Consider the following 18,730-nt stretch of genomic DNA (forward strand, 5'->3'; position numbering starts at 1 on the left):
CGACGTGACGGTCGTTTCGCGGCGATCATGTCGGACGCCGACCGGCTCCCTCCGACTTTCGCGCAGTCACCTATCGACGCCGGATCGTTTGCGCAGCAATTCGCCGGGTAGCCGATCAGAGACCGCGCCCGACAAGCACGGTCTCGCCCCACCAGTTGAAGGAGCTGACCGCGGCATGAGCACGATCACCAAATCGGTCGACGTCGACGCCGGCCTGAGCACTGTTTACAACCAGTGGACCCAGTTCGCCGATTTCCCGCGCTTCATGGAAGGCGTGGACCGGATCGAGCAGCTCGACGCCACCCACACCCACTGGACCGTGAGCGTCGCCGGCGTAACCCGGGAGTTCGACGCGACGATCACCGAGCAGAACCCCGACGAGCGCGTCGCCTGGAAGTCCGACTCCGGCCCCGACCACGCCGGCGTCGTCACCGTGCACCGCCTCGACGACACCCGCACTCGGGTCACCGTCCAGATGGACGTCGACCCCGAGGGTTTCGTGGAGAACGTCGCCGACAAGACCGGCATCCTCGACCGTCGGGTCCAGGGCGACCTCGACCGGTTCAAGAAGTTCATCGAGACCCGCGACGGCCACGAGACCGGCGCGTGGCGCGGCGACGTCGACCGTCCCGGCCAACACCACGTCTGAGCAAGGAGATCACTGTGACCGAGCCGTCCACCGGGGACCACCGCGATGCTGCGGAGTCCCCGACCGAGGAAGAAGCCCGAGGCGAGCAGGGCACGTCGTCCGGCGATGAGCACGACGACTCCGACCCGCAGTCGGGCTGACCCGAGGAGTTAACCATGGTCGACGTGACCCGTACCTTCACCGTGACCTCATCGCCAGAGGAGGTCTTGGACTACCTCAAGGACTTCGCCAACGCCAAGGAGTGGGACCCCGGCACGCAGTCCTGCGAACGGCTCGACGGCGGTCCGGTCGCCGTCGGTTCGCGCTGGCGCAACACCTCGAAGATCGCCGGTGTCGAGACCGAGCTGATCTACGAGCTCACTCGCCTCGAGCCCGGCCGCGTGGTGTTCGTGGGCCGCAACGACACCGCGACTTCCACCGACGACATCAGCTTCTCGGCAGACGGCTCCTCCACCACCTTGACTTATCACGCGATGATCGAGTTCCACGGTGCCGCGAAGCTGGCCGCGCCGATCGCGAAGGCAGTCTTCGAGAAGGTGGGTGCCGACACGGAGAAGAGCCTGAAGCAGATCTTGGGCACTCCCACCTGATGGCGTTCGTGCCGGTTCGGGGCGTGTGTCGACTACCGCAGGACCCCGCGGCCGTCCGGAGCGCGATGGCGGCGACGGTGCGGCTGGCCGAGGCGGCGGCGCCGACCCGGCGCAGCCGGACGTCGAGAGCGCGAAGGCCGACCTCGTGCTCGTGCCTCCGGCGTTGACCGCGTCACCGCGGCGCCCCAGGATCACGTCCGGCTCGGAGGTGCCTTTGTCCACCGCGCGTCTAATCCCCATCCGCACACCCCGCTCGCCCGCCGCGGCGGTCCTCGTCCTGCACGGAGGAGGCAGCCGGGGTGGTGCCATGCCGGTGAGCCCGACGCAGCTTTCCGTGGTGCGGATGATCCCGATCGCCCACCGCGTCGCCCACGCCGGCCGTGGGCGGCTGGCGGTGTGGCGGCTGCTGAACTCCGTGCGCGGGTGGGACAACGCCCATACCCCCGTCGACGACGTCGATGAACAGCGGGTCGATGTCGGCGGTGCACGCGGTGCGTACTGCTGCCTGCCAGTGAACGAGGTCTTCGTCCGGGCCGAGGTCCTCCCAGCGCGCGATCATCCACTTTCCCCGCTGGAGCTCGCCGACGAGCTCCAGCAGTCCGGACACCCAGTAGGGCGTGGCGACGCTCGTCACGGCTCGACCACGGGGGTGAAGCCGGCCGGGATGCGCCACGCAGGGCGGGGATCGATGAGAGCTCGGTACATCGTGCGCGGGCCAGTGAAGGCGGTGCGGCCGTGCAACCAGCGTCGGTTGTTGACGACGTAGCCGCTTCCGGTTCTCGTGGGGAGAGTGATCGTGTGCCGGTCGACGACCTCGGCGAGTACGGCGAGCCGGCGCCGGGTCTGCGGAGAGAACCGGGCCAGCTCGTCGCGGCGGAGTCTGACCGCGGCATTTCCGCCTGGGCCGGGTTCGAAGACGTTGCCGACGATTCCGGCCGCGCCACCGAAGTAGATCCCGCGCGGGGCCGACAGGTCCGCCAACGCCTCTGGGGCGTTCGTGGCGAGTTCGTGGTGCACGGCGCGGCCGTCCACCAGGACGCAGTCGCCGCCACGCTTGGCGGACCGGACGCACGTCATGGCCGCCAGCAGCGGCGGCCTGGGCGAGTGCGAGCAGTCGGTGTGCGCGGCCAGGGGATGCCGGCTGAACCCGGCCTGTCCCGTCGGCGGGCCGGCGATGCCGCGGTCGGCGATCACCGTGAGGCCCGAGCGGGTGCTGTCGCGGTGGGGGACGAGCCGGCCGAGCCGGGCTGCCAGCTGCAGCAGCTGCGGTTCGGTGCGGACGCCGTCGAACAGCGCGACGCCGTCGCGGGCCAGTACTGCTGCCAGCTCACCGACGCCGCCCGTAGCGCCTATGTCGACCGGTATGCCGACAGCACGATCACGGACACGGCGACATCTCCTTTCGGCTCTGATTGGTTCGACCCGACCAGCACATCGGGCGTGGCCGAGCGGCGTCCACTGACAGATCGTCAACCCTGCAGCGGCGCTGATGGCGACGTCGCGCTGCTACGGTCGGTGACAACAAGCGCGCGGATGGCGGGAGGTTGGTGTCGGTGGCGGAAGCCGGATACCCGGTGTCGATCAAAGGCGTGTTCGTCCGGGACGACCGGGTGCTGCTGGTGCACAACGAGCGCGACGAATGGGAACTGCCGGGCGGCCGGATCGAGCCCGGCGAGACGCCGGAGCAGTGCGTCGCGCGGGAGATCACCGAGGAGACCGGGTTGCCGGTTGACGTCGTGGCGATCGTCGACGCATGGGTGTACCACATCGCCGTCGCCAGGAAAGACGTGTTCATCGTGACGTACGGCTGCACCTCCACCTCGGGCGCGGCACCGGTGCTCAGCCACGAACACAACCGGATCGGCGAGTTCGCCGAGCACGAGGTTCCCGGACTTCGCATGCCGGAGGGGTACAAACGCTCGATCGCTGCCTGGTTCGACCGGCTGCGCACCCGGCAGCCGGTCCGGTAGCGGTCATGGCCGGGTGCGTACGCTGCGGAACGGCTGGTCAAGTCTGCCCAGCGTGCCGCGCCGCGAGTTCCGGCTTGTCTCGCCCGCCTCGGCTGACTCCCGCCGTTTGGATGTGGTCCGACCCCGCCGCCGCGGCAGCACTCGGCTCGCGGGATCTCGCCACCATCCTGCGCGCCTACCGCGCCGCGAACCGGCTCAGTCAAGAGGCGCTCGCCGCGCAGCTCCGTTACGACAAGTCGTACGTCGCGATGATCGAAACCCGCCGACGCAACCCGGGCGACGTCGCCGGGCGCCGGCACATCGCCCGGGCGCTCGGACTGCCGTTCCACTTGTTCGGGGTCACCGACCCGGACGACGCCGACTTCGCCGCGTTGGTGCAGTTCGGCGACAGCGTGGTCCGGCTGGCCGAGATCGCGCGGCAGTCCGGCCGTGTCGTCGAAGCCGTCAACGAGCTGTGGCCGCTGGCTGCTCGTCTCGAAGCCCGCGCGGCCGAAGGTCGTCTTGAGCGCGACACCTTGCGTCTGCTCGCCTCCGCCCGTCTTGCTCTCGGGGTTTCTCTCGGCACGGTGCTGCCTGAGGAACGGCTTGCCGGTGCCGTGGTGTGGACCGGCAAGGCTCTGGTGGTGGTTCGCCATCTCGACGACGACGCCCTGCTGGCCACCACGCTGCGGATGCACGGCAATGAGCTGCGCAAGGCGGGCCGGCTTCACGCCGCGGTCGCCCGGCTGGACCAAGCCACTGCCGTGTCGACGACCGCGGCCGGGCGCGGCGCCGCCCTCGCGTTGCTGGCCCGTGCGACCGGCGACGCTGCTCTGTCCGATCGGTTCACCAGCGCGATCGATGGATGCCGGGATTTGCTGGAGTCGGCGGCGGACGACGAGATGTTGCTCAACCCTTTCACCGTCAGGGAAATCCACGCCCGTGGGCTGCTCGCCTTGGGAAGGCCTCACGAGGCCCTCCGCGTCTTGGAGAGGCGGGCCGGTGACCCATCCGCGCCGCAATGGCACGTCATCGAGCGTGTCACCGCTGGTGAGATCCTGGCCGTCACCGGCGACCGCGACGGCGCCGAGGCAGCGTTGACGGCGGCGATCGACGTTGCCGAGCGTCGTCGGTTGCCGCACCAGCTGCAGCGAGCCATCCGGGCCGCGCGGCGGGAACGCCTTCCTGTGGTTGAGGATGCCGGTCGCGCCGCTCTCGATCGGCTGCGCAGCCTTCTCTCCTTGGCGGCGTAGCTCATCCGTCCAGGCGCAACCTTCGAAGAAAACTGCGTGAAGCCGGGACGTCGAGTGCGAGCTTCCTCAGTTCGGTGATCGTTTCCCGGTAGCGCGCAACCAGAGGCTCGCCGGTCAGGTAATGGATCATGTGGTGATGTCGAAGCGCGACGGTCGCGCGCCGCTCGTGATCTTCGAAAATGCTGAACGGCTCTATCGTGTCGACCGCCGTGGCCTTGGCGGGCACGACGTGGAGCGTGATGCGGTCTCGCCTGGCCAGATCTTCGATGTGGTGTAGCTGCTCGACAAATTCGGACCGCGAGCAGTGCTCACGCCGGAACGCCCTCTCGTGCAGGAAGAAGATGTTGGCCCGGCCGGTGATCTTCAGGCTCTCCTGGCGAATCTGCCGCTGGAAGATCTCGACGTCCAGCAGGCCCTGGTCGACGATCTCGGTTGTCTTGATCGCCCGCGTGTACGCGGACGTCTGGAGCAGCTCGGGCACCAGGTGAGGCGACCACTCGACGGTCTTCTGGGCGACTTGCTCGTATGTCCACAGTAGAGGCTCTGCCGAGGAGTCGAGCTGCTCGACGAGCTCGTCGGAGTGCCTCTGCTGCACAAAGCCCATGATCCGCGCATAGTCGTCCGGAGCGACCTGAAGGTACCCGAGAATGTGCGCTGCCAGTTCCGGAGAGGGGGCCCGGGTGCCGGTTTCGACGTTCGACATGGTCTGCGCGCTGACCCCTAGTTTGACCGCAAGCTGCCGCAGGCTCAGGTCACGCGTGATGCGAGCGCTGCGCAGGCTGCTGCTGACAGCGAGAAGCGCGGGTGAATGAGGGGTTTTCAAGGTCACTTCGTCTCCCGGGGGCTACTTCAGGTCTGAGGGCCGGTACTCGATAGGAGCGATCGAGCGCCGCTCCAAAGCCTTGAAGGTCGATCGGTAGCGCTGCACCGTGTCCGGCTCGAACACGAGGAAGATGTTGTCCTGGTGCCGCAGAGCGACAACGAAGACCTTGCTGCCGATTTCGTGGATGGTGAAAGGATCGGATCGGTCGGCGCTCGGACGGCTCGGCGGGACGATCCTGGCCGTCAGGGTTGCCTGGCCGGTCATCGCCCGGATGACTTGTAACTGGGGAGCCAACGCCGGTTCCAGGGCCGCGGCGCCGAGCAGAACCGTGTGGTGGCCGGATCGGTGTCGCTCGAGCTGCCGGATCCGGTGGTCGAAGACCGCCTGGTCGAGTTCGTCCTGGCTGGTCGCCTGACCTCGTGCCATCGCTTGAACGTAGTCCGGCGTCTGCAGTGGTTCCGGGACGATGTGCGGCGCCCACTCGAAGGTGCGGACCGCGAGCTCCTCGACGATCCGCAGCTGCCCGGCCGGACCGGTATCGAGAGGTTCGACGAAGATCGGGCTGTGGAGATGGTGCTGGAGGCCCATGATGCGGTGGTACTCCCCGGCGCTCACCTGCAGAAATCCGAGAAGGCGTGCGACGTCCTCGGTGGCGGGAATGCGCTTTCCCGTTTCCCACAGTGACAGGAGCGAAGCCGAGACCCCCAGTTCACGCGCCACCTTGCGCAGGCTCAGTCCTTCCGCGATTCGGGCGGCACGCAGCGAGGCGCTCAAGATGAGCAGCGTCGGCGGCCAGGGATTCGTCTTGGTCATGCGCATCCTCGTTCCCGGCCGCGGGACGACGCGATGATGCCCGCCTCGGTGTCGTCCGCGTGGGACCGCAGCGCATCGAGCAGTTCGTCTTCGATCATGTCGGCGACCTTGTGTTGTTCGTCCGCTGTCGCGGTGCCGTCCCGAAGCTGCGCGACGAGCAGGAGCATCCGCCACTGCGCGGCTTCGAGGGCGTCGACGAGATGTTGGGTTGAGAGAGGCATGTCAGCTCCGGTGACCGGATGGCTTGGACCGGACAGCCGGCGCAGCCCGACGAGAACCCGGTTGAGGTGGGCGTAGTCCGGATGCTCGGCGACGCGCAGGTCGTGTTCGTCCGGCCAGGGGATTTCGGGTGACGCCACGGTGCTGCACCGCCTCAGGTGTTTTCATCGGGACGCCTTCGTCGGAGACGCCGCCACCACGAGGTGCCGCGGGGTTCCCGGCAGCCGGTTCGCACAGCGGCGCGGCAGCTCCCGCACGTGCCACGCGGAGCTGCGGTCATCGGCGCGGCCGGGAAGCAGGCGCCGCAGATCCCGCGGTACCAGCCACGGGACTGCATTCCGGCGGTGAAGGCCGCTTCGGTGACGAGGTGGTTGGTACCGGTCGGCGCTTCGGTCACCCAGAACAGGTGTGGAGGGAGCCGGCGGCTCGGAGGTGCGGTGGCCATCGTGAATCTCCGCGGTCGGACTCGTTCGACGGAAGTGGGCACCCGGCCGGTGCGCCGGATCGGGGGGCAAGCGCACCGGCCGGGCTGATCAGGTGGCGGCCTTCGCCGCGAGTGGTGGCCGTTCATCTCCGGTCGCCGGGAAGTTCGCGCGCCAGGATCGTCTCGGCGTGACTGACGAGCTCAGCCGTCGCTAGCCGGGGGAGGAGCGCGAGCGCGCCGTCGGCGATCTGGATGGCGCGCACCGGGCCGTGGGTGGTGTCGACTACGCCGAGGGTGACCTGGGTCACCGAACCGGCCAGTGTGCGCGCGGGGACGATCAGCGGTGCTCCGTGCCATCGGTGTCGTCGCATGTTTGCCTCCCCGCTACGCTGTCAGAGCTCTGACCTGCCCGCTGACAGTGCTACCAAATGTTGGTAGCAAGTGTCAGCGCTGGCAGCGCGGCGGGCAATGCCCTGATCAGGTGACGCTCGTGTGCGGAGCGACCTGCACTAGCATGTGCTGCATGGCTGGTAGCACTTCGAGGCGCCGATGAACCTCGGCGACGCGCTGAAGGAGGCGCGGGATTCGCGAAGCATTTCGCTGCGCAAGCTGGCTGTGCTGATCGGTCGCAAGGAGTCGGATTCGGGCCTGATCTCGCGGTGGGAGAGCGGCGAACGCACGCCGAAGCCGGAAGACGTCGCGTCGATCATCGAGGCGCTCGGCATCGAGGACGACGCTGCCGCCGAGCTGATGGCGCTGGCCACCACTGTCGAGCAAGGTGGCCGCTGGCACGCGGTGACGGTCGCTGAGCGGCGGCAGCAGATGAACGCGCTGCTGGCCGCGGAGCGGACGGCGACGACCGTCACGCACCTGGCGCCGCTGCTGATTCCCGGTGTTCTCCAGACCAGCGCGGTCATCCGCGCCATCATGATCGATGCCGAGGTGCCGGCGGACGAGATCGACGAGCGTGTGGCGATCCGTATCGGCCGACGCGACCTGATCACCCGAAAATCACCGGCGACGCTCGACGTATTGCTGGGTGAGGCAGCGATCCGTCAGGTCATCGGCGGTCGTGACATCTGGGTGGAACAGCTGACCTATCTCGCGGAGATGATCGACCTGCCCAACGTCAAGGTGCGGATCATTCCGTTCGAATCCGGATGGACGCCGCTTCTGACCGGACCGTTCATCCTGTTCGACTCGGACCAGGCGCCGTCGATCATCAGTCTCGAGCTGCATCGCGGCGGCCTGATGTTGTACGCAGACGATGACATCGCGGTGCATCGGCAGAAGGCCGAGGCGGCGCGTGACAAGGCGATGACCAAGGAGAACAGCCTTGAACTCATCGCGAAGGTGAAGAGCGAGCTATTGGAGGCCAAGTCATGACGGACTCGACCGGTTGGTTCAAGTCGAGCTGGAGCTCGGAAACGCAGGACTGCGTGGAGGTTCGCTTTGGTGACGAGGTCGGGGTGCGTGACTCGAAGGCGCCGTCCGGCGGGCAGCTCTCGGTTGACCAGAGTGCCTGGGGTGCGTTCCTGTCTGAGGTCACGTTGTGACGGACTGGTTCAAGTCGAGCTGGAGTACGGAAACCGCGGATTGCGTTGAGGTTCGCCTTGGCGGCGAAGTCGGGGTGCGTGATTCGAAGGCGCCGTCCGGCGGGCAACTCTCGGTCGACCAGCGCACTTGGGGTGCCCTGCTGACGAGTCTCCTCACGAACTGACCTCGAGCTCCGGAGGCCGAAGTGGCGTGGTTGCTGAGGGAGCGCGCTACCGGTCGTGAGTGGCGGATCGGAGACAGCGGTCTCGCCTGGGAGGCCGGCGGTTACGACACGGCCCGGTTCGAGCTGCACTTCCTGGACGAAGACGTGGACGGCGCCCCGGACGGCCTGCCGGGCCGCCGAGGTGCCGTCTCGGAGATGCCTACTGCTTCTGCCCCACCCCGGCCATGATGAGCGACTCGTTGGCCGTGGCGAACTCGATGTCCGGCTCGGTGGGTGAGCGGTCCTCGGGGTGCCAGTCGGTGGTCCAGGTGAGGCCGGGCGGAATCAGCGAAAAGTCACCGAAGAGCCCCCGGATGTCCTGGTGGTTGCGCCAGATGACCGGGCTGCTCTTCTGGTCGTACAGCTCTTTCAGCTTGACCAGCGGTTCGTCGTACTTCGCCGGCACGCCCTCGTCGGTGATGTGGGAGATGGCCAGGTAGGACCCCGGCGGCGCGATCTCGCGGTAGCGCGCCACCGCCGCCGGCCCGACGTCGCCGGTGTCGCCGCTCCGCTCTGAGGCGGGCTGCTGGACGTGGAGGACCGCGATGAGCAGGATCGCCACCGGTTGGTCGAGGTCGAGGATGGCGGTGTCCGCCACCTGCTTCCAGAGCCGGTCGGGCGCGCGCATGTCGGCGTGGATCGCCGCATGGCGGCGCGGGTCGCCGTGCTCGGCGAGCAGGCCTTGGGAGTGTGAGACCGCGATCGGGTCGTAGTCGGCGTACACCACCCGCGTTCGCCCGGGGGCGAGGTCGTCCGCGACCTGGTGCGCGTGCTGCATGGTCGGCAGGCCGGCGCCGATGTCGATGAACTGGGTGACGCCCAGCCGGATCAGATGGCGCACCACGCGATGCAGGAACACCCGGTTGGCCTTGGCGATTTTGCGGAGCATCGGGAATTCGTGCAGGACGGCATCGCCGAACTTGCGGTCGACGGCCCAGGAGGCGTCACCCTCGAGGTAGTAGTCGTAAACGCGGGCGACGCTCGGGCGCTGCATGTCGATGCCGGGTGGTGGATACGCTTCTGGCTCGCCCTCTTCGTCGGCCACCGATGTCCCCTTCTCCGCTTGAAGCACAGGCCCCGTCCTTTACTCAGAGTAGTTCACAGCTGACTCATTGACATATCCGGCACAAGGTGGATTCATTGCCCCTTTTCGGGGGTCGACGAAGTCAGGCCGCGATACCGGCTGTGCAACTCGGCCAGCGTCTCCTCGGGGCTGTCGGCCAGGTCCACCAGCGCATCCCATGCGAGATACCAGGCGGGCAGCTTGGTCTTGCTGGCCCAGATGACATTCGCGGGAGCCTCAGCGTAAGCGCGGTCACGCTCCTCGCCGGGGAACTGCATGATCACGAAGTCAGGCCCCGCGTCGGTCATGGCGTGGTAGCGCAGCAGGTGAATAGTGACGTTGGCGTATCCGGCCAACTTGATCATTTTCTCGAGCTGGTCTTCCGCGATATCACCCGGCTGTGCGCAGAGTCGGTCGAGCGCCGACTCGCTGAGGACGAAAACGAACTCCTTGTTCGAGTCAGCCAGCAGTTCTTGCCGCTGCTTCCGGGATTGCACGCGCGCGGATATCGCAGTCCCGCGCCCGGCGGCGTCGAACACCAGGAGCATGTACGCCTCGGACTGCAACATGCCGTGGATCTTCTCGCCGGACCACGCCATGAGCTTCTTGGCCTGCTGCTCACGATCGATCACCTCGATGAACCAGTCCGGGATGGCCACCAGTTCATCACCGCGCAGTCGTGCGGGCGAGCTGACCAGCTCCCAGATCTGCCAGATCTCGGCTGCCAAATCTTCGGACGTGTCGCACGCCGCCAGCCAGCCCACGAGGCGGTCCCGGGAAATGGATGTCTCGCCTTTTTCGATCTTGCTCACCGTCGCCTGAGACCGGCCGAGCAGCTCCTTCATCCGGAGTTGGCTCAGTCCGGCTGCTTTGCGCTGACGGTTCAACAGCGAGCCTAGGCGGCTTCGCAGCGTGTCGTCCGTGGGCGAGCCGGGCTCCTGCGCCATCACGGTTCCCACCGCCCCGGAAAGCCGACAACCGCGCGAACTCCGCCGCGGCGGGATGCGGTCAGCCGGCTGCGCCGCGGTTCAGTGCGCTGGTGAAAGCTTCCCAGCTGCGCGAGGGAAACTCCAGGACGGGCGAGACGACGAGCTTGCTGTCGCGAACCCCGACAGTCGTCGCGGTGCCGAGGTTGACCTCCACGCAGGTGCCGCCGTTGGAGCCGCTGAAACTCGACTTGAACCAGCCGGTCGGTTCGAAATCGGTGGTGGACTGTGAGGTGTCGTAGAACCGCATCGCTCCCCCTCGAAGCTCGCGTATCGAATATTCGATACCAGCATGCGCATCGAATATTCGGCACGCAAGTCGTCCGCGAGCCGATCCAGGTCATGTTCACTCCATCGAAGTCAAATGGGTCTCATGGGGCACGTGTGGGTGGGCACCTGCGTCGCGCCCCCGTCCGATCGCGACGCAGGTGCCCGGCTTGCCGTGAGCTACGACGGGAGCTGGTGGGGAACCGGCTTCACGGCGTGCGCCCTCCGGGTCGCGAGCAAGAGTGTGGCGCCGGTCAGGGCGGTGCTCGCGGCGCTGAGGCCGGAGGGTGGCCCGAGGGTCAGTGCGACGGCGATGGCGAGGAGGCCGGTCCGCAGGGTTGTCGGCCAGTCGCCGACGACAACGCCGGCGAACTCGGGCCACGACGTCGGCAGTCGCCGTGCGGGCCGGCTGCGGCGCCGCCGGCCGCGCCGGTGTGAAGGGAGACCCTCGTCGATGACCTGGATGCGGCGCAGGGACGGGGTGTCCCCGGCGAACTCGATCACCACCCTGGTGCGGTGGGTCCGAGCGACGAGGGGGTACACGGTGGAGTGACCAGCGGCGTGTTCTGGCGAAACCACCAAACGGCCGGTGTCTGAGGTCACAGCGTTGTCCTTCCGGGAATTTTCAGGTTGGGCGGTGCCGAAGTCGTTCCCCCCACCCAGGGAGCGAATATTCGGGTGGCCCCTGCTGTCGCTCAAGTGTGACACATCGGTAATTGTGTCCGCTGGTCTGGCCCTCATTTTTGCAATGACCGAGGTCAGTCCCTGTCTCGAATATTCGGCAGTCACACTTTAGGGTGAAGCTGGTGGTCAGGAGCGTCATATTTGAGTATCAACCATTCTGTTGATCATGAATTGACGAATATTCGCCGCGCTCGTCCAGGACCTGTCCTTCGATTTTCCAAAAGGTATGCGGAGTTGCTGTTCTGGAATTTCTCCAGCCTTTTGGAAGTCGTCGTCCGACCGGTGGTTGGCGCCTTGGCTGATCGGTTCGAGCTCTGCCGCCGGGAGCCCGGCTCAACTGGTGCGGCTCGACTCGTAAGGAGGCGCTTTCGTCCGCGCAGTCGACAGTGTGTTCGCACCCCTACGCGGCAATTCTCCGTCGCCCTCGGGTGAATCTGCCATGATCGGCTCAGGGGTGAGGGGAGGTCACTGTGGACGTCGTCGTTCGCCTGCTGGTCGGCCTGGGTCTCACCGTGGCCGCCGGGCCGTTGATCGCCCGCCTCACCCGCCGCTCGGCGAGGGCGGTCCTGCCTCGGCACCACGTCGCCGAAACGATCGTGGCCGCCGCGGTAGCCGGGGCGGCGATCGCGTTCTGGCCGTCTGCCGTCATTGCCGTCGGAGCCGCCTTCGTCCTGCTGGGGATCCCGGCCGCCGCGGTCGACGCCGTCGAGCACCGGATTCCGGACCGGCTCAGCCTGCCGCTGTGCGGCGCCACGGTGCTTTGCACGATCGTCGCCGCGCTCGCCGGATCGGACGTCGCGAACGGGATCCGCGCGCTCGCCGGGGGCGCCGGTTGGGGGCTGCTGTTCCTCGTCTCCTACCTGGTCAGCGGCCAGCCCGGGCCGGGAGACGTCAAGCTCGCGCCGAGCGTCGGTGTCCTGCTCGGCTGGTTCGGGTGGAACTGGGTGCTGGGCGGGCTCGTCGCTGCCTTCCTGCTGACGGCCGCGGCCGGGCTCGTCGGCGTGCTCCTTCGCCGCCCGTCCTGCCGGGCCGGACAGGTGCCGATGGGCCCGTCGATGGTCGCGGTCGCGCTGACCTGCGGAACCCTGGCCCAGTGGTAAGCCGCCCGGCTGCCTCGACGCGGTCGTGGGGACGGCGTGGGTACGGTGAAGACATGGCAGAGCGTGTCAGCCGAGTGCGGCAGGTCATTCTGCTGTGCCTGCTCGCGCTGTGCGTCACCGCCATGCATCACGTTCCGGCGTCCGGTGACGAGCCGAGCTCCATGCCGACGATGTCCGTCCCGGTGAGCCTGACGGCCGTCAACGCCGACACGGTTGTCGGGGAGCATCACCCACCCGGTCCGGACGGCACCCACGGCATGGTCCACCTGTGTCTCGCCATCCTGACCGTGGTCGGCGCGCTCTTTCTTGCCTTGGTGCTGCTCGTATGGCGTCCGACCCCGGGAACCAGCGCCCGAACCAAGAGGGTCCGGAGGGACCCTGTTCCGGAACGGCCACCGGACAGATCCGGGCGGACCGTCCTGACCTCTCTCTGCGTACTGCGGGTGTGACCTGCCGGTTCACCTCGGCTGTTCACATTCCCCTGTGCAGAGAAGGTTCTTTCATGCGCAAAACACTGTTCTTCGGCGCGCTCACCGTCGCTACCGCTGTGATTCTCGGCGCGTGCAGCAGCAACGGCTCGATGTCCGGGACGGAGCCGCATTCGTCGGCTCCCGCGCCGGCCCCCGGGCAGCAAGGCGACCACGACGCGGACGACGTCAAGTTCGCCCAGCAGATGATCCCGCACCACAGCCAGGCGATCGACATGGCCAAGCTGGTGCCCTCACACAGCACCAACCCGAAGGTCATCGGTCTCGCCGGGCGGATCGAGCAGGCCCAGGACCCCGAGATCAAGCAGATGCAAGGCTGGCTCGCCAAGTGGGGCGCGCCGTCGGCGTCGAGCATGCCGGGGATGACCCACGAGCCGATGTCCGGGATGATGCGCGCCGAGGACATGACGAAGCTCGAAGCCGGCAAAGGCGCCGAGTTCGACAAGATGTGGCTGGGCATGATGGTCAAGCACCACCAGGGTGCGGTCGACATGGCCAAAACCGAGCTGAGCACGGGCGCGAGCACCGAAGCGAAGGCGCTCGCCCAGAAGATCATCGATGCTCAGCAGACGGAGATCACCGAGATGCAGGGTTTGCTCCAGCAGGGCTGATCCCGCTGTTCCAGGGCCGAGTCTGGGTGCCGTGCCAAGTGGCACCCAGACTCGGCCGCGGGACGGCCGACAGTGGAGCCTTGTCAGGCGAAGCGGCGCGGGAACACGCCCTGCGGGTCGTACCGGTCCTTCGCCTCGTCGAGCATCGCCTGCTCCGGACCGAGGTGACGCGTCCAATCGGCACTGGTGAAAGGGATGGCTCCCGTCGGGTAGCTGGTCCCGCCCAGGTCGACGGCGGTTTCGTACCAGCGCCGGTTGTCCACGATCATGTCGTCGACCTTCGATGCGTCCGGGGCGAAGCGGAGCCCGGCGACGAGATAGATCTTGCTGCCTTCCGGTTTCCGGAAGAGCGGCGTGGTGAAGGCGGTCGTGGACATCGGGTAGATGAGAACCAGCCCGGACGCTCCCATGTCGGCCTGCTCGAGGCCCTCCATGATCTCGTCGGCGAAGGCTTCGACCTTCGCGGCGGGTAGCAGCACGTTGGGCCACGGGTGCGGAGCGTCCCATTCACCGGTGCTTTCAAGATACGTGACAGTTTCGTCGAGGCGGGTGGCGAACTCCCAGTAGGTCAGGTCCTCGACCTTGTCCCGAGCGTCGACGAAGCCGAGCCCGGAGACGAGCGCGCCGTCGTCGGGCTCCTCGGGCGGCGTGTAGTACGAGGCGGCGTCGAGCATGTGGACCCAGCCGTCGCCGGTCGGCAAGACCTCTCCTTGCATGAAGTCGAACCGTCCGCTGGCCAGCAGGTCACGCTGGGCGGCGATCAGTTCATCGATGGTGGGGTAGTAGATCTTGACGCGCCGCACCCGTTCGGGCGCGGGGATCAGCGGCAAGGTGGCCTGGGTGATGATGCCGCACTGACCGAACCCGCCGAGCGTGGCGTGGAAGAGGTCGGGCAGCTCGGCTTGGCCTGGGACCTGGCCGTCGCGCCGTGGGCAGGCACCACCATCGTGACCGTGGTGGGAACCGGGCGGAGCGCGGCCGAACGCCATCCGAGCCGCCTTCGGTTCGCTTCGTGCTGGGACGAAGTCGCAGCACGGGTTCGTGAGCCGGGGGAGTTCCACGTGGTTCTTGCGGTCGATCCGCTGGAGGATCGGCATCTCGAACAGCTTGGCGGTGCGGTTGCGGCGGTCGTTCCCGGCAGCACCGATCTGCCCTTGCCTGGTGCGTGGCACCTGGACGTGAATTCGCCGCGGCCGTTCGTGGAACCGCTGGGGGAGGACGTCGAGCTGCAGCGACTGTCGCCGGGGCAAGCCGACGAACTGGTTGCAGCCCTTGCCGCCGCGGACGATCCGGTTCAGGTTCCGGCAGCGGGCTACCGGAACGTCCCGCCCGAGGACGTCGGTGTTCCGGCGCCGGTCACGAAGGAACCGCGTTCGGGCGAGGCGTCCACGCCCGCAAAACCTGACCGGCCGGCGCAGCCGTACTTGCGCCTGCTTGGACCGGTGCGACTGACCGGCGTGGACCTGCATGCCGTGGAAGGCAAGAAGCTCAACCGGCTCACGGAGCTGGCTGCCTACCTGGCCCTGCACCCCGGTGTCACCGCGGACGAGATCTCCCACCGGCTGGGAACCGACGCCCGGCCGTGGTCAGCGGCGACGCGACAGGGCTACATCTCCCGGCTGCGGACCTGGCTTGGCCGCGACGCGGACGGCGAACTCCTCGTCCTGAACGTTGATGCAAGGCATGGCGGCTACCGCATGTCCGAAGCGTTCAGCAGCGACTGGGGGGACTTCCAGGATCTTGCTCGACGGGGGCTGGCTCAGGCTGCCGTGTCCACCCCTGACCTCCAGCAGGCGTTGAACCTCGTCTGCGGCACGCCGTTCACGAACGTGCCGGCCGGGCGTTACTCGTGGAGCTCGTGGCTGCAGCGGGAAATGGTCGACGCGATCGTCGACGTCGCCCACACGCTGGCCGACGTGTTCCAGAAGACCGGCGAACTGCCGGCCGCGCGCCGAGCGGTGCACCGTGGCCTGCAAGCCGAACCGGTGAGCGAGATCCTCTACCGCGACCTGCTGCGGATCGAGTACCGCGCGGGGAACCTCACCGCAGTGCGGGAGACGGCGGACAAGCTGGCTACTTTGGCGGCGTCGCTGGACGTGGAGCTCGACGAGGAGACGAACGCCCTGGTGAGCTCGTTGCTGGGCCGTCCGGGTGCCGGTATTCGTTGAGTGCCCACGAGATTCCGTTCGACTCGAAGTCGAACAGGTGGTCGACTTCGAGTGTCCAGATGGGACTGATGGAGACGTGGTCGGCTCTGCTTCCGTGGCGACACAAGAGAGTTCGTGGTCACCCTCGTTTGGATTTGGGCCTTCTTGGTAATACTCTGTGTGACGTCGGCCAGTCAGGGCCTGACAAGTTCCACTATGGAGGACTGGAATGACGAACAAGGCCCAGCTGATCGAGGCGCTGTCGGAGCGTCTGGGCGACAAGAAGGTGGCTTCGCAGGCCGTTGACGGTCTGGTGGACATCATCATCCGGACGGTCAACAAGGGCGAAAAGGTCAACATCACCGGCTTCGGGGTGTTTGAGAAGCGCGCCCGCGCCGCCCGCACCGCGCGCAACCCGCGCACCGGTGAGGCCGTCCGCGTGAAGAAGACCAACGTGCCCGCCTTCCGCGCCGGGACCACGTTCAAGGACGTCATCTCCGGCTCGAAGAAGCTGCCCAAGGCCACGCCGGTCAAGCGCGCCACCGCGGCGTCGACGACCACGCGTGCCGCCGTCGCCAAGGCGTCGGCCCCGGCGAAGACCACGAGCACGCGGGCCACCACGACCCGTGCGGCCCAGGCCAAGCCGGCCACCGCCCGCGCGACGGCCACCCGGACCCGCGCCACCGCGGCGAAGCCGGCCGCCAAGGCCACCGCCACCAAGGCGGCCCCGAAGACCGCGGCCAAGGCTCCCGCCAAGGCGACCGCGGCCAAGACCACCACCACGCGGGCGAAGGCCGCCGCCAAGCCGGCCGCCACGAAGACCGCGGCGGCGAAGAAGCCGGCCGCTGCCAAGGCCCCGGCCAAGCGCACGTCGGCTGCCAAGAAGAAGTAGTTCAGCACCGAACGCCGGAAGGGCCCCGCACGAGCTTCGTGCGGGGCCCTTCCGTATCAGCGTCAGGCGTGGTCGTGAACGGTCACCGGGAAAAGGTCGAGGAGCCCGGCAATCGCCAGGACGCGGTGTGCGGCCGACTCGGCGATGACCAGCACACCCGCGATGGCCGGCTGGTGCTGCCGCAGCGTGCGGACGGCGGCTGCGCTGAGCAGAGTCAGCCCGCAAAGGTCGACTACGAACGGCCGGCCCTGCCCGGTCGCGTGCTCGAGCGCCTCAGCCAGGCGATCCACTGTGACCAGGTCGGCTTCGCCGCTGATCAGCAGCCGCGCCGGGCCGGAGGTCAGGTCGTAGGTCCAGGTCAGCGACGCGAGTCCGGTCTGGTGGACGGACGCGCCCGAGTCGCTTTCACTCATGGTCAACTCCGGACGGGTCGGGCACGTGATCACTTCCAGCTCACCGGAGTGCGGCCAGGCCGGCAAAGCCTCGAGCGAACTGCCGGGGCCCGGATTGCGACGCGGTGCCTCCGGTCGCACCTGAAGGCTGGTTCAGTCGTTCTCGCGCAGGAAACGCGCGACCAGTTCGCTCGCGGTGTCCGCCAGCGTGCGACCGCTGCTGAAGGCGACGGCTCTGAGCTCGGCCCGCGCGTCGGTCATGTCGACCCCGTGGCGAGCGGCCAGCAGTCCGATGGCGATGTTGATGTCGTCGCAGTTCGTGGCGGCGGAGATCCGTTCGGCGAGTTCGTCGGCGTGGGCGTTCAGCACCGCGGCCGCGGCTCCGGCGATGCTGTGCGCGGCGGCCAGGTTCGCGCCGGGTGGGACGGGCTGGTGACGGTACAGCGTGATCGTGCCGAAGACGTTCGTGGCGACGCCCAGGGGGTGGGCGAAGACGGCCCCGACGCCGAGGGGGAGCGCGGCGTCGGCGAACCCCGGCCAGCGGACGTCGTCTGGATGCAGCGCCGGGACCACTTCCGGGTGACCCGACGCGAACGCGCTGATCGAGGGCCCTTCCCCGGTTGTGCACTGAATGTCTTCGGCCCGGCGTCCCCAGTCATCGGTCGCGGCGAGCTGGTGCTGGGCCGCTCCGGTTCCGGCACTGCGGACGGTGATGACCGTCGCGTCCGCTTCGTCGAGCAAGGCCGAGGCTGCTCTCGCCACGGACATCGCGCAATCGACGTCGTCCCTGGCGGCCAGCACGACCCGGCGCCACAGGTCCCGCTCATCGGCATCCGGTGACCACGGATCCACCCGCTGTCCACCTCCTCGGGCCCCCGCTGGGTGGGCTACCCGCCCGGGCAGGTGGCAAACCGTCCGTCCCGGACGCGTCGTTGCGATGGTGGTCAGTTTGACGTTGAGGTCCTGCGATGTGCGACGCGGGAGAGCGAGCGCCGCTTCGGCGCCCGGGCCCTGCCGCGCAGACACGCCGATTTTGGCGGCGATCTGGCTCTGGGTGAGCGTGTGCGCCGCGGTCGTCGCCGAGCCGGTCGGCGATCGTCGCCTCACCGCCGGCTCCCAGCGGCGCGTCCAGGGAATGGGCGCGGTAGGCATCGGCGGCGAGGAGCCCCTCCCGGATGGTCTCGACGTCCAGGCCGAGGTGCCCGGCGAGCTTACCGGGCATGGGTGCGCGGCCCAGCTCGTCGCCGAGGGCTCTGGTGGCTTTGGCGAGGGTCTGCTGCAGGTCCTTCAGGCTCCGGGGCACCCGCATCGACCACGTGGCATCGCGGAAGTACCTGCGGTCCATGACTTGGATGAGGCCGGTGCGGGCCACCTGCTGCAGGTCCTCGAACGGTTCGCCGCGGCCGGCGAAGCGACGGGCGATGTGCTCGGCCAGCGGGAGGTACTCGGTGATCAAGCGCTCGCGCAGGACGTCGCGGTGGCGGTCGTCCGCGGCGAGGCGGCTGCGTTCAGTGAACATCGAGGCGCAGTGCGCGTAGCGGTCTCGGCTGTCAGCTCGAAGCCGCGCACGGTGAATAAGCTGGTCTTGTTTCGATGACAAGGTCGGCCACGCCGCTGCCCC

General features: G+C 67.9%; 27 protein-coding genes. 13 read left to right on the forward strand and 14 right to left on the reverse strand.

The window, feature by feature from the left end; all coding sequences use genetic code 11:
* The first annotated feature begins 175 nt into the window (after positions 1-175).
* The 3 genes from ACZ61C_RS25350 to ACZ61C_RS25360 are packed head-to-tail and all read left to right on the forward strand — an operon-like array spanning position 176 to position 1,239.
* On the forward strand, positions 176-649 hold the full coding sequence (locus ACZ61C_RS25350) for an SRPBCC family protein (RefSeq protein WP_465310306.1): 474 nt from the start codon (positions 176-178) through the stop codon (positions 647-649).
* 14 nt (positions 650-663) lie between these two features.
* Positions 664-789 carry a hypothetical protein gene (locus ACZ61C_RS25355; RefSeq protein ID WP_465310307.1) on the forward strand — a complete coding sequence of 42 codons (126 nt, stop codon included), beginning with the start codon at positions 664-666 and terminating at the stop codon, positions 787-789.
* 15 nt (positions 790-804) lie between these two features.
* Entirely contained in the window at positions 805-1,239 is a 435-nt protein-coding gene (locus ACZ61C_RS25360) for an SRPBCC family protein (protein ID WP_465310308.1), read from the forward strand.
* 229 nt (positions 1,240-1,468) lie between these two features.
* Here ACZ61C_RS25360 and ACZ61C_RS25365 read toward each other — a convergent pair whose 3' ends face one another.
* The gene (locus tag ACZ61C_RS25365; protein WP_465310309.1) at positions 1,469-1,873 is read right to left on the reverse strand and encodes a hypothetical protein; all 405 of its coding nucleotides are present in this window, start codon (positions 1,871-1,873) and stop codon (positions 1,469-1,471) included.
* Complete coding sequence (locus ACZ61C_RS25370) at positions 1,870-2,712, reverse strand: TauD/TfdA family dioxygenase (protein ID WP_465310310.1); 843 nt, start codon at positions 2,710-2,712, stop codon at positions 1,870-1,872. The genes ACZ61C_RS25365 and ACZ61C_RS25370 overlap by 4 nt, the downstream gene beginning before the upstream one ends.
* Positions 2,713-2,792: 80 nt before the next feature.
* Here ACZ61C_RS25370 and ACZ61C_RS25375 point away from each other — a divergent pair, with 80 nt between their 5' ends.
* Positions 2,793-3,209, forward strand: coding sequence for an NUDIX hydrolase (locus tag ACZ61C_RS25375; RefSeq protein ID WP_465310311.1), 417 nt, complete (start codon positions 2,793-2,795; stop codon positions 3,207-3,209).
* Between the two features lie 110 nt (positions 3,210-3,319).
* Positions 3,320-4,441 (forward strand): helix-turn-helix transcriptional regulator, encoded by a 1,122-nt coding sequence (locus ACZ61C_RS25380; protein ID WP_465310312.1) that lies wholly within the window; start codon positions 3,320-3,322, stop codon positions 4,439-4,441.
* A 1-nt stretch (position 4,442) separates the two neighbouring features.
* Here ACZ61C_RS25380 and ACZ61C_RS25385 read toward each other — a convergent pair whose 3' ends face one another.
* From ACZ61C_RS25385 to ACZ61C_RS25400, 4 genes are all read right to left on the reverse strand, one after another.
* Positions 4,443-5,270, reverse strand: coding sequence for a helix-turn-helix domain-containing protein (locus ACZ61C_RS25385; RefSeq protein WP_465310313.1), 828 nt, complete (start codon positions 5,268-5,270; stop codon positions 4,443-4,445).
* 15 nt (positions 5,271-5,285) lie between these two features.
* On the reverse strand, positions 5,286-6,077 hold the full coding sequence (locus tag ACZ61C_RS25390; protein ID WP_465310314.1) for a Scr1 family TA system antitoxin-like transcriptional regulator: 792 nt from the start codon (positions 6,075-6,077) through the stop codon (positions 5,286-5,288).
* Positions 6,074-6,436 (reverse strand): hypothetical protein, encoded by a 363-nt coding sequence (locus tag ACZ61C_RS25395; RefSeq protein WP_465310315.1) that lies wholly within the window; start codon positions 6,434-6,436, stop codon positions 6,074-6,076. Before ACZ61C_RS25395 ends, ACZ61C_RS25390 begins: the two co-directional genes overlap by 4 nt.
* Positions 6,437-6,863: 427 nt before the next feature.
* A complete protein-coding gene (locus ACZ61C_RS25400) occupies positions 6,864-7,091 on the reverse strand; it encodes a hypothetical protein (protein ID WP_465310316.1) in 228 nt (75 codons plus the stop codon).
* A 178-nt stretch (positions 7,092-7,269) separates the two neighbouring features.
* Here ACZ61C_RS25400 and ACZ61C_RS25405 point away from each other — a divergent pair, with 178 nt between their 5' ends.
* The 3 genes from ACZ61C_RS25405 to ACZ61C_RS25415 are packed head-to-tail and all read left to right on the forward strand — an operon-like array spanning position 7,270 to position 8,440.
* Positions 7,270-8,106, forward strand: coding sequence for a helix-turn-helix domain-containing protein (locus ACZ61C_RS25405; RefSeq protein WP_465310317.1), 837 nt, complete (start codon positions 7,270-7,272; stop codon positions 8,104-8,106).
* The gene (locus ACZ61C_RS25410; protein WP_465310318.1) at positions 8,103-8,276 is read left to right on the forward strand and encodes a DUF397 domain-containing protein; all 174 of its coding nucleotides are present in this window, start codon (positions 8,103-8,105) and stop codon (positions 8,274-8,276) included. Before ACZ61C_RS25405 ends, ACZ61C_RS25410 begins: the two co-directional genes overlap by 4 nt.
* Positions 8,273-8,440 (forward strand): DUF397 domain-containing protein, encoded by a 168-nt coding sequence (locus tag ACZ61C_RS25415; protein WP_465310319.1) that lies wholly within the window; start codon positions 8,273-8,275, stop codon positions 8,438-8,440. The genes ACZ61C_RS25410 and ACZ61C_RS25415 overlap by 4 nt, the downstream gene beginning before the upstream one ends.
* A 199-nt stretch (positions 8,441-8,639) precedes the next feature.
* Here ACZ61C_RS25415 and ACZ61C_RS25420 read toward each other — a convergent pair whose 3' ends face one another.
* The 4 genes from ACZ61C_RS25420 to ACZ61C_RS25435 form a co-directional block, all read right to left on the reverse strand.
* Positions 8,640-9,473: an SAM-dependent methyltransferase gene (locus ACZ61C_RS25420; protein ID WP_465310725.1), complete on the reverse strand. Its 834-nt coding sequence runs from the start codon at positions 9,471-9,473 to the stop codon at positions 8,640-8,642.
* A gap of 143 nt (positions 9,474-9,616) precedes the next feature.
* Entirely contained in the window at positions 9,617-10,489 is an 873-nt protein-coding gene (locus ACZ61C_RS25425; protein WP_465310726.1) for a helix-turn-helix domain-containing protein, read from the reverse strand.
* A gap of 61 nt (positions 10,490-10,550) precedes the next feature.
* Positions 10,551-10,778: a DUF397 domain-containing protein gene (locus ACZ61C_RS25430; RefSeq protein WP_465310320.1), complete on the reverse strand. Its 228-nt coding sequence runs from the start codon at positions 10,776-10,778 to the stop codon at positions 10,551-10,553.
* Positions 10,779-10,975: 197 nt separating this feature from the next.
* A complete protein-coding gene (locus ACZ61C_RS25435) occupies positions 10,976-11,302 on the reverse strand; it encodes a hypothetical protein (protein WP_465310321.1) in 327 nt (108 codons plus the stop codon).
* A gap of 647 nt (positions 11,303-11,949) precedes the next feature.
* Here ACZ61C_RS25435 and ACZ61C_RS25440 point away from each other — a divergent pair.
* Genes ACZ61C_RS25440 through ACZ61C_RS25450 form a run of 3 tightly spaced genes read left to right on the forward strand, consistent with a single transcriptional unit; the run spans position 11,950 to position 13,678 of the window.
* Positions 11,950-12,579 carry a prepilin peptidase gene (locus ACZ61C_RS25440; protein ID WP_465310322.1) on the forward strand — a complete coding sequence of 210 codons (630 nt, stop codon included), beginning with the start codon at positions 11,950-11,952 and terminating at the stop codon, positions 12,577-12,579.
* A 53-nt stretch (positions 12,580-12,632) separates the two neighbouring features.
* Entirely contained in the window at positions 12,633-13,028 is a 396-nt protein-coding gene (locus ACZ61C_RS25445) for a DUF6153 family protein (RefSeq protein WP_465310323.1), read from the forward strand.
* A 53-nt stretch (positions 13,029-13,081) separates the two neighbouring features.
* Positions 13,082-13,678, forward strand: coding sequence for a DUF305 domain-containing protein (locus tag ACZ61C_RS25450; RefSeq protein ID WP_465310324.1), 597 nt, complete (start codon positions 13,082-13,084; stop codon positions 13,676-13,678).
* Between the two features lie 83 nt (positions 13,679-13,761).
* Here the strand turns inward: ACZ61C_RS25450 and ACZ61C_RS25455 are convergent, their stop codons facing one another.
* Entirely contained in the window at positions 13,762-14,775 is a 1,014-nt protein-coding gene (locus ACZ61C_RS25455; RefSeq protein WP_465310325.1) for an FAD-binding protein, read from the reverse strand.
* Between ACZ61C_RS25455 and ACZ61C_RS25460 the strand changes: the two genes are divergently transcribed.
* Both ACZ61C_RS25460 and ACZ61C_RS25465 read left to right on the forward strand, forming a co-directional pair.
* A complete protein-coding gene (locus tag ACZ61C_RS25460; protein WP_465310326.1) occupies positions 14,740-15,846 on the forward strand; it encodes an AfsR/SARP family transcriptional regulator in 1,107 nt (368 codons plus the stop codon). The two genes, ACZ61C_RS25455 and ACZ61C_RS25460, sit on opposite strands and share 36 nt — an antisense overlap.
* A gap of 208 nt (positions 15,847-16,054) precedes the next feature.
* Positions 16,055-16,717, forward strand: coding sequence for an HU family DNA-binding protein (locus ACZ61C_RS25465; RefSeq protein ID WP_465310327.1), 663 nt, complete (start codon positions 16,055-16,057; stop codon positions 16,715-16,717).
* Positions 16,718-16,779: 62 nt separating this feature from the next.
* Here the strand turns inward: ACZ61C_RS25465 and ACZ61C_RS25470 are convergent, their stop codons facing one another.
* From ACZ61C_RS25470 to ACZ61C_RS25480, 3 genes are all read right to left on the reverse strand, one after another.
* Positions 16,780-17,130, reverse strand: a complete 351-nt coding sequence (locus ACZ61C_RS25470; protein ID WP_465310328.1) for an STAS domain-containing protein — start codon at positions 17,128-17,130, stop codon at positions 16,780-16,782.
* A gap of 132 nt (positions 17,131-17,262) precedes the next feature.
* Positions 17,263-17,961: an ANTAR domain-containing protein gene (locus ACZ61C_RS25475; protein ID WP_465310329.1), complete on the reverse strand. Its 699-nt coding sequence runs from the start codon at positions 17,959-17,961 to the stop codon at positions 17,263-17,265.
* Entirely contained in the window at positions 17,933-18,628 is a 696-nt protein-coding gene (locus tag ACZ61C_RS25480) for a sigma-70 domain-containing protein (protein ID WP_465310330.1), read from the reverse strand. The genes ACZ61C_RS25475 and ACZ61C_RS25480 overlap by 29 nt, the downstream gene beginning before the upstream one ends.
* Positions 18,629-18,730 lie beyond the last annotated feature (102 nt).

It is taken from the genome of Amycolatopsis sp. NPDC104587 (assembly GCF_055583645.1).

Excerpts from the sequence above, each read along its gene's own strand:
- ACZ61C_RS25350 (WP_465310306.1), top strand. The coding sequence starts at position 176 with ATGAGCACGATCACCAAATCGGTCGACGTCGACGCCGGCCTGAGCACT.
- ACZ61C_RS25360 (WP_465310308.1), top strand. The coding sequence starts at position 805 with ATGGTCGACGTGACCCGTACCTTCACCGTGACCTCATCGCCAGAGGAG.
- ACZ61C_RS25380 (WP_465310312.1), top strand. The coding sequence starts at position 3,320 with ATGTGGTCCGACCCCGCCGCCGCGGCAGCACTCGGCTCGCGGGATCTC.
- ACZ61C_RS25390 (WP_465310314.1), bottom strand. The coding sequence starts at position 6,077 with ATGACCAAGACGAATCCCTGGCCGCCGACGCTGCTCATCTTGAGCGCC.
- ACZ61C_RS25400 (WP_465310316.1), bottom strand. The coding sequence starts at position 7,091 with ATGCGACGACACCGATGGCACGGAGCACCGCTGATCGTCCCCGCGCGC.
- ACZ61C_RS25405 (WP_465310317.1), top strand. The coding sequence starts at position 7,270 with ATGAACCTCGGCGACGCGCTGAAGGAGGCGCGGGATTCGCGAAGCATT.
- ACZ61C_RS25410 (WP_465310318.1), top strand. The coding sequence starts at position 8,103 with ATGACGGACTCGACCGGTTGGTTCAAGTCGAGCTGGAGCTCGGAAACG.
- ACZ61C_RS25420 (WP_465310725.1), bottom strand. The coding sequence starts at position 9,473 with ATGCAGCGCCCGAGCGTCGCCCGCGTTTACGACTACTACCTCGAGGGT.
- ACZ61C_RS25425 (WP_465310726.1), bottom strand. The coding sequence starts at position 10,489 with ATGGCGCAGGAGCCCGGCTCGCCCACGGACGACACGCTGCGAAGCCGC.
- ACZ61C_RS25430 (WP_465310320.1), bottom strand. The coding sequence starts at position 10,778 with ATGCGGTTCTACGACACCTCACAGTCCACCACCGATTTCGAACCGACC.
- ACZ61C_RS25445 (WP_465310323.1), top strand. The coding sequence starts at position 12,633 with ATGGCAGAGCGTGTCAGCCGAGTGCGGCAGGTCATTCTGCTGTGCCTG.
- ACZ61C_RS25450 (WP_465310324.1), top strand. The coding sequence starts at position 13,082 with ATGCGCAAAACACTGTTCTTCGGCGCGCTCACCGTCGCTACCGCTGTG.
- ACZ61C_RS25455 (WP_465310325.1), bottom strand. The coding sequence starts at position 14,775 with ATGCCGATCCTCCAGCGGATCGACCGCAAGAACCACGTGGAACTCCCC.
- ACZ61C_RS25465 (WP_465310327.1), top strand. The coding sequence starts at position 16,055 with ATGACGAACAAGGCCCAGCTGATCGAGGCGCTGTCGGAGCGTCTGGGC.
- ACZ61C_RS25470 (WP_465310328.1), bottom strand. The coding sequence starts at position 17,130 with ATGAGTGAAAGCGACTCGGGCGCGTCCGTCCACCAGACCGGACTCGCG.
- ACZ61C_RS25480 (WP_465310330.1), bottom strand. The coding sequence starts at position 18,628 with ATGTTCACTGAACGCAGCCGCCTCGCCGCGGACGACCGCCACCGCGAC.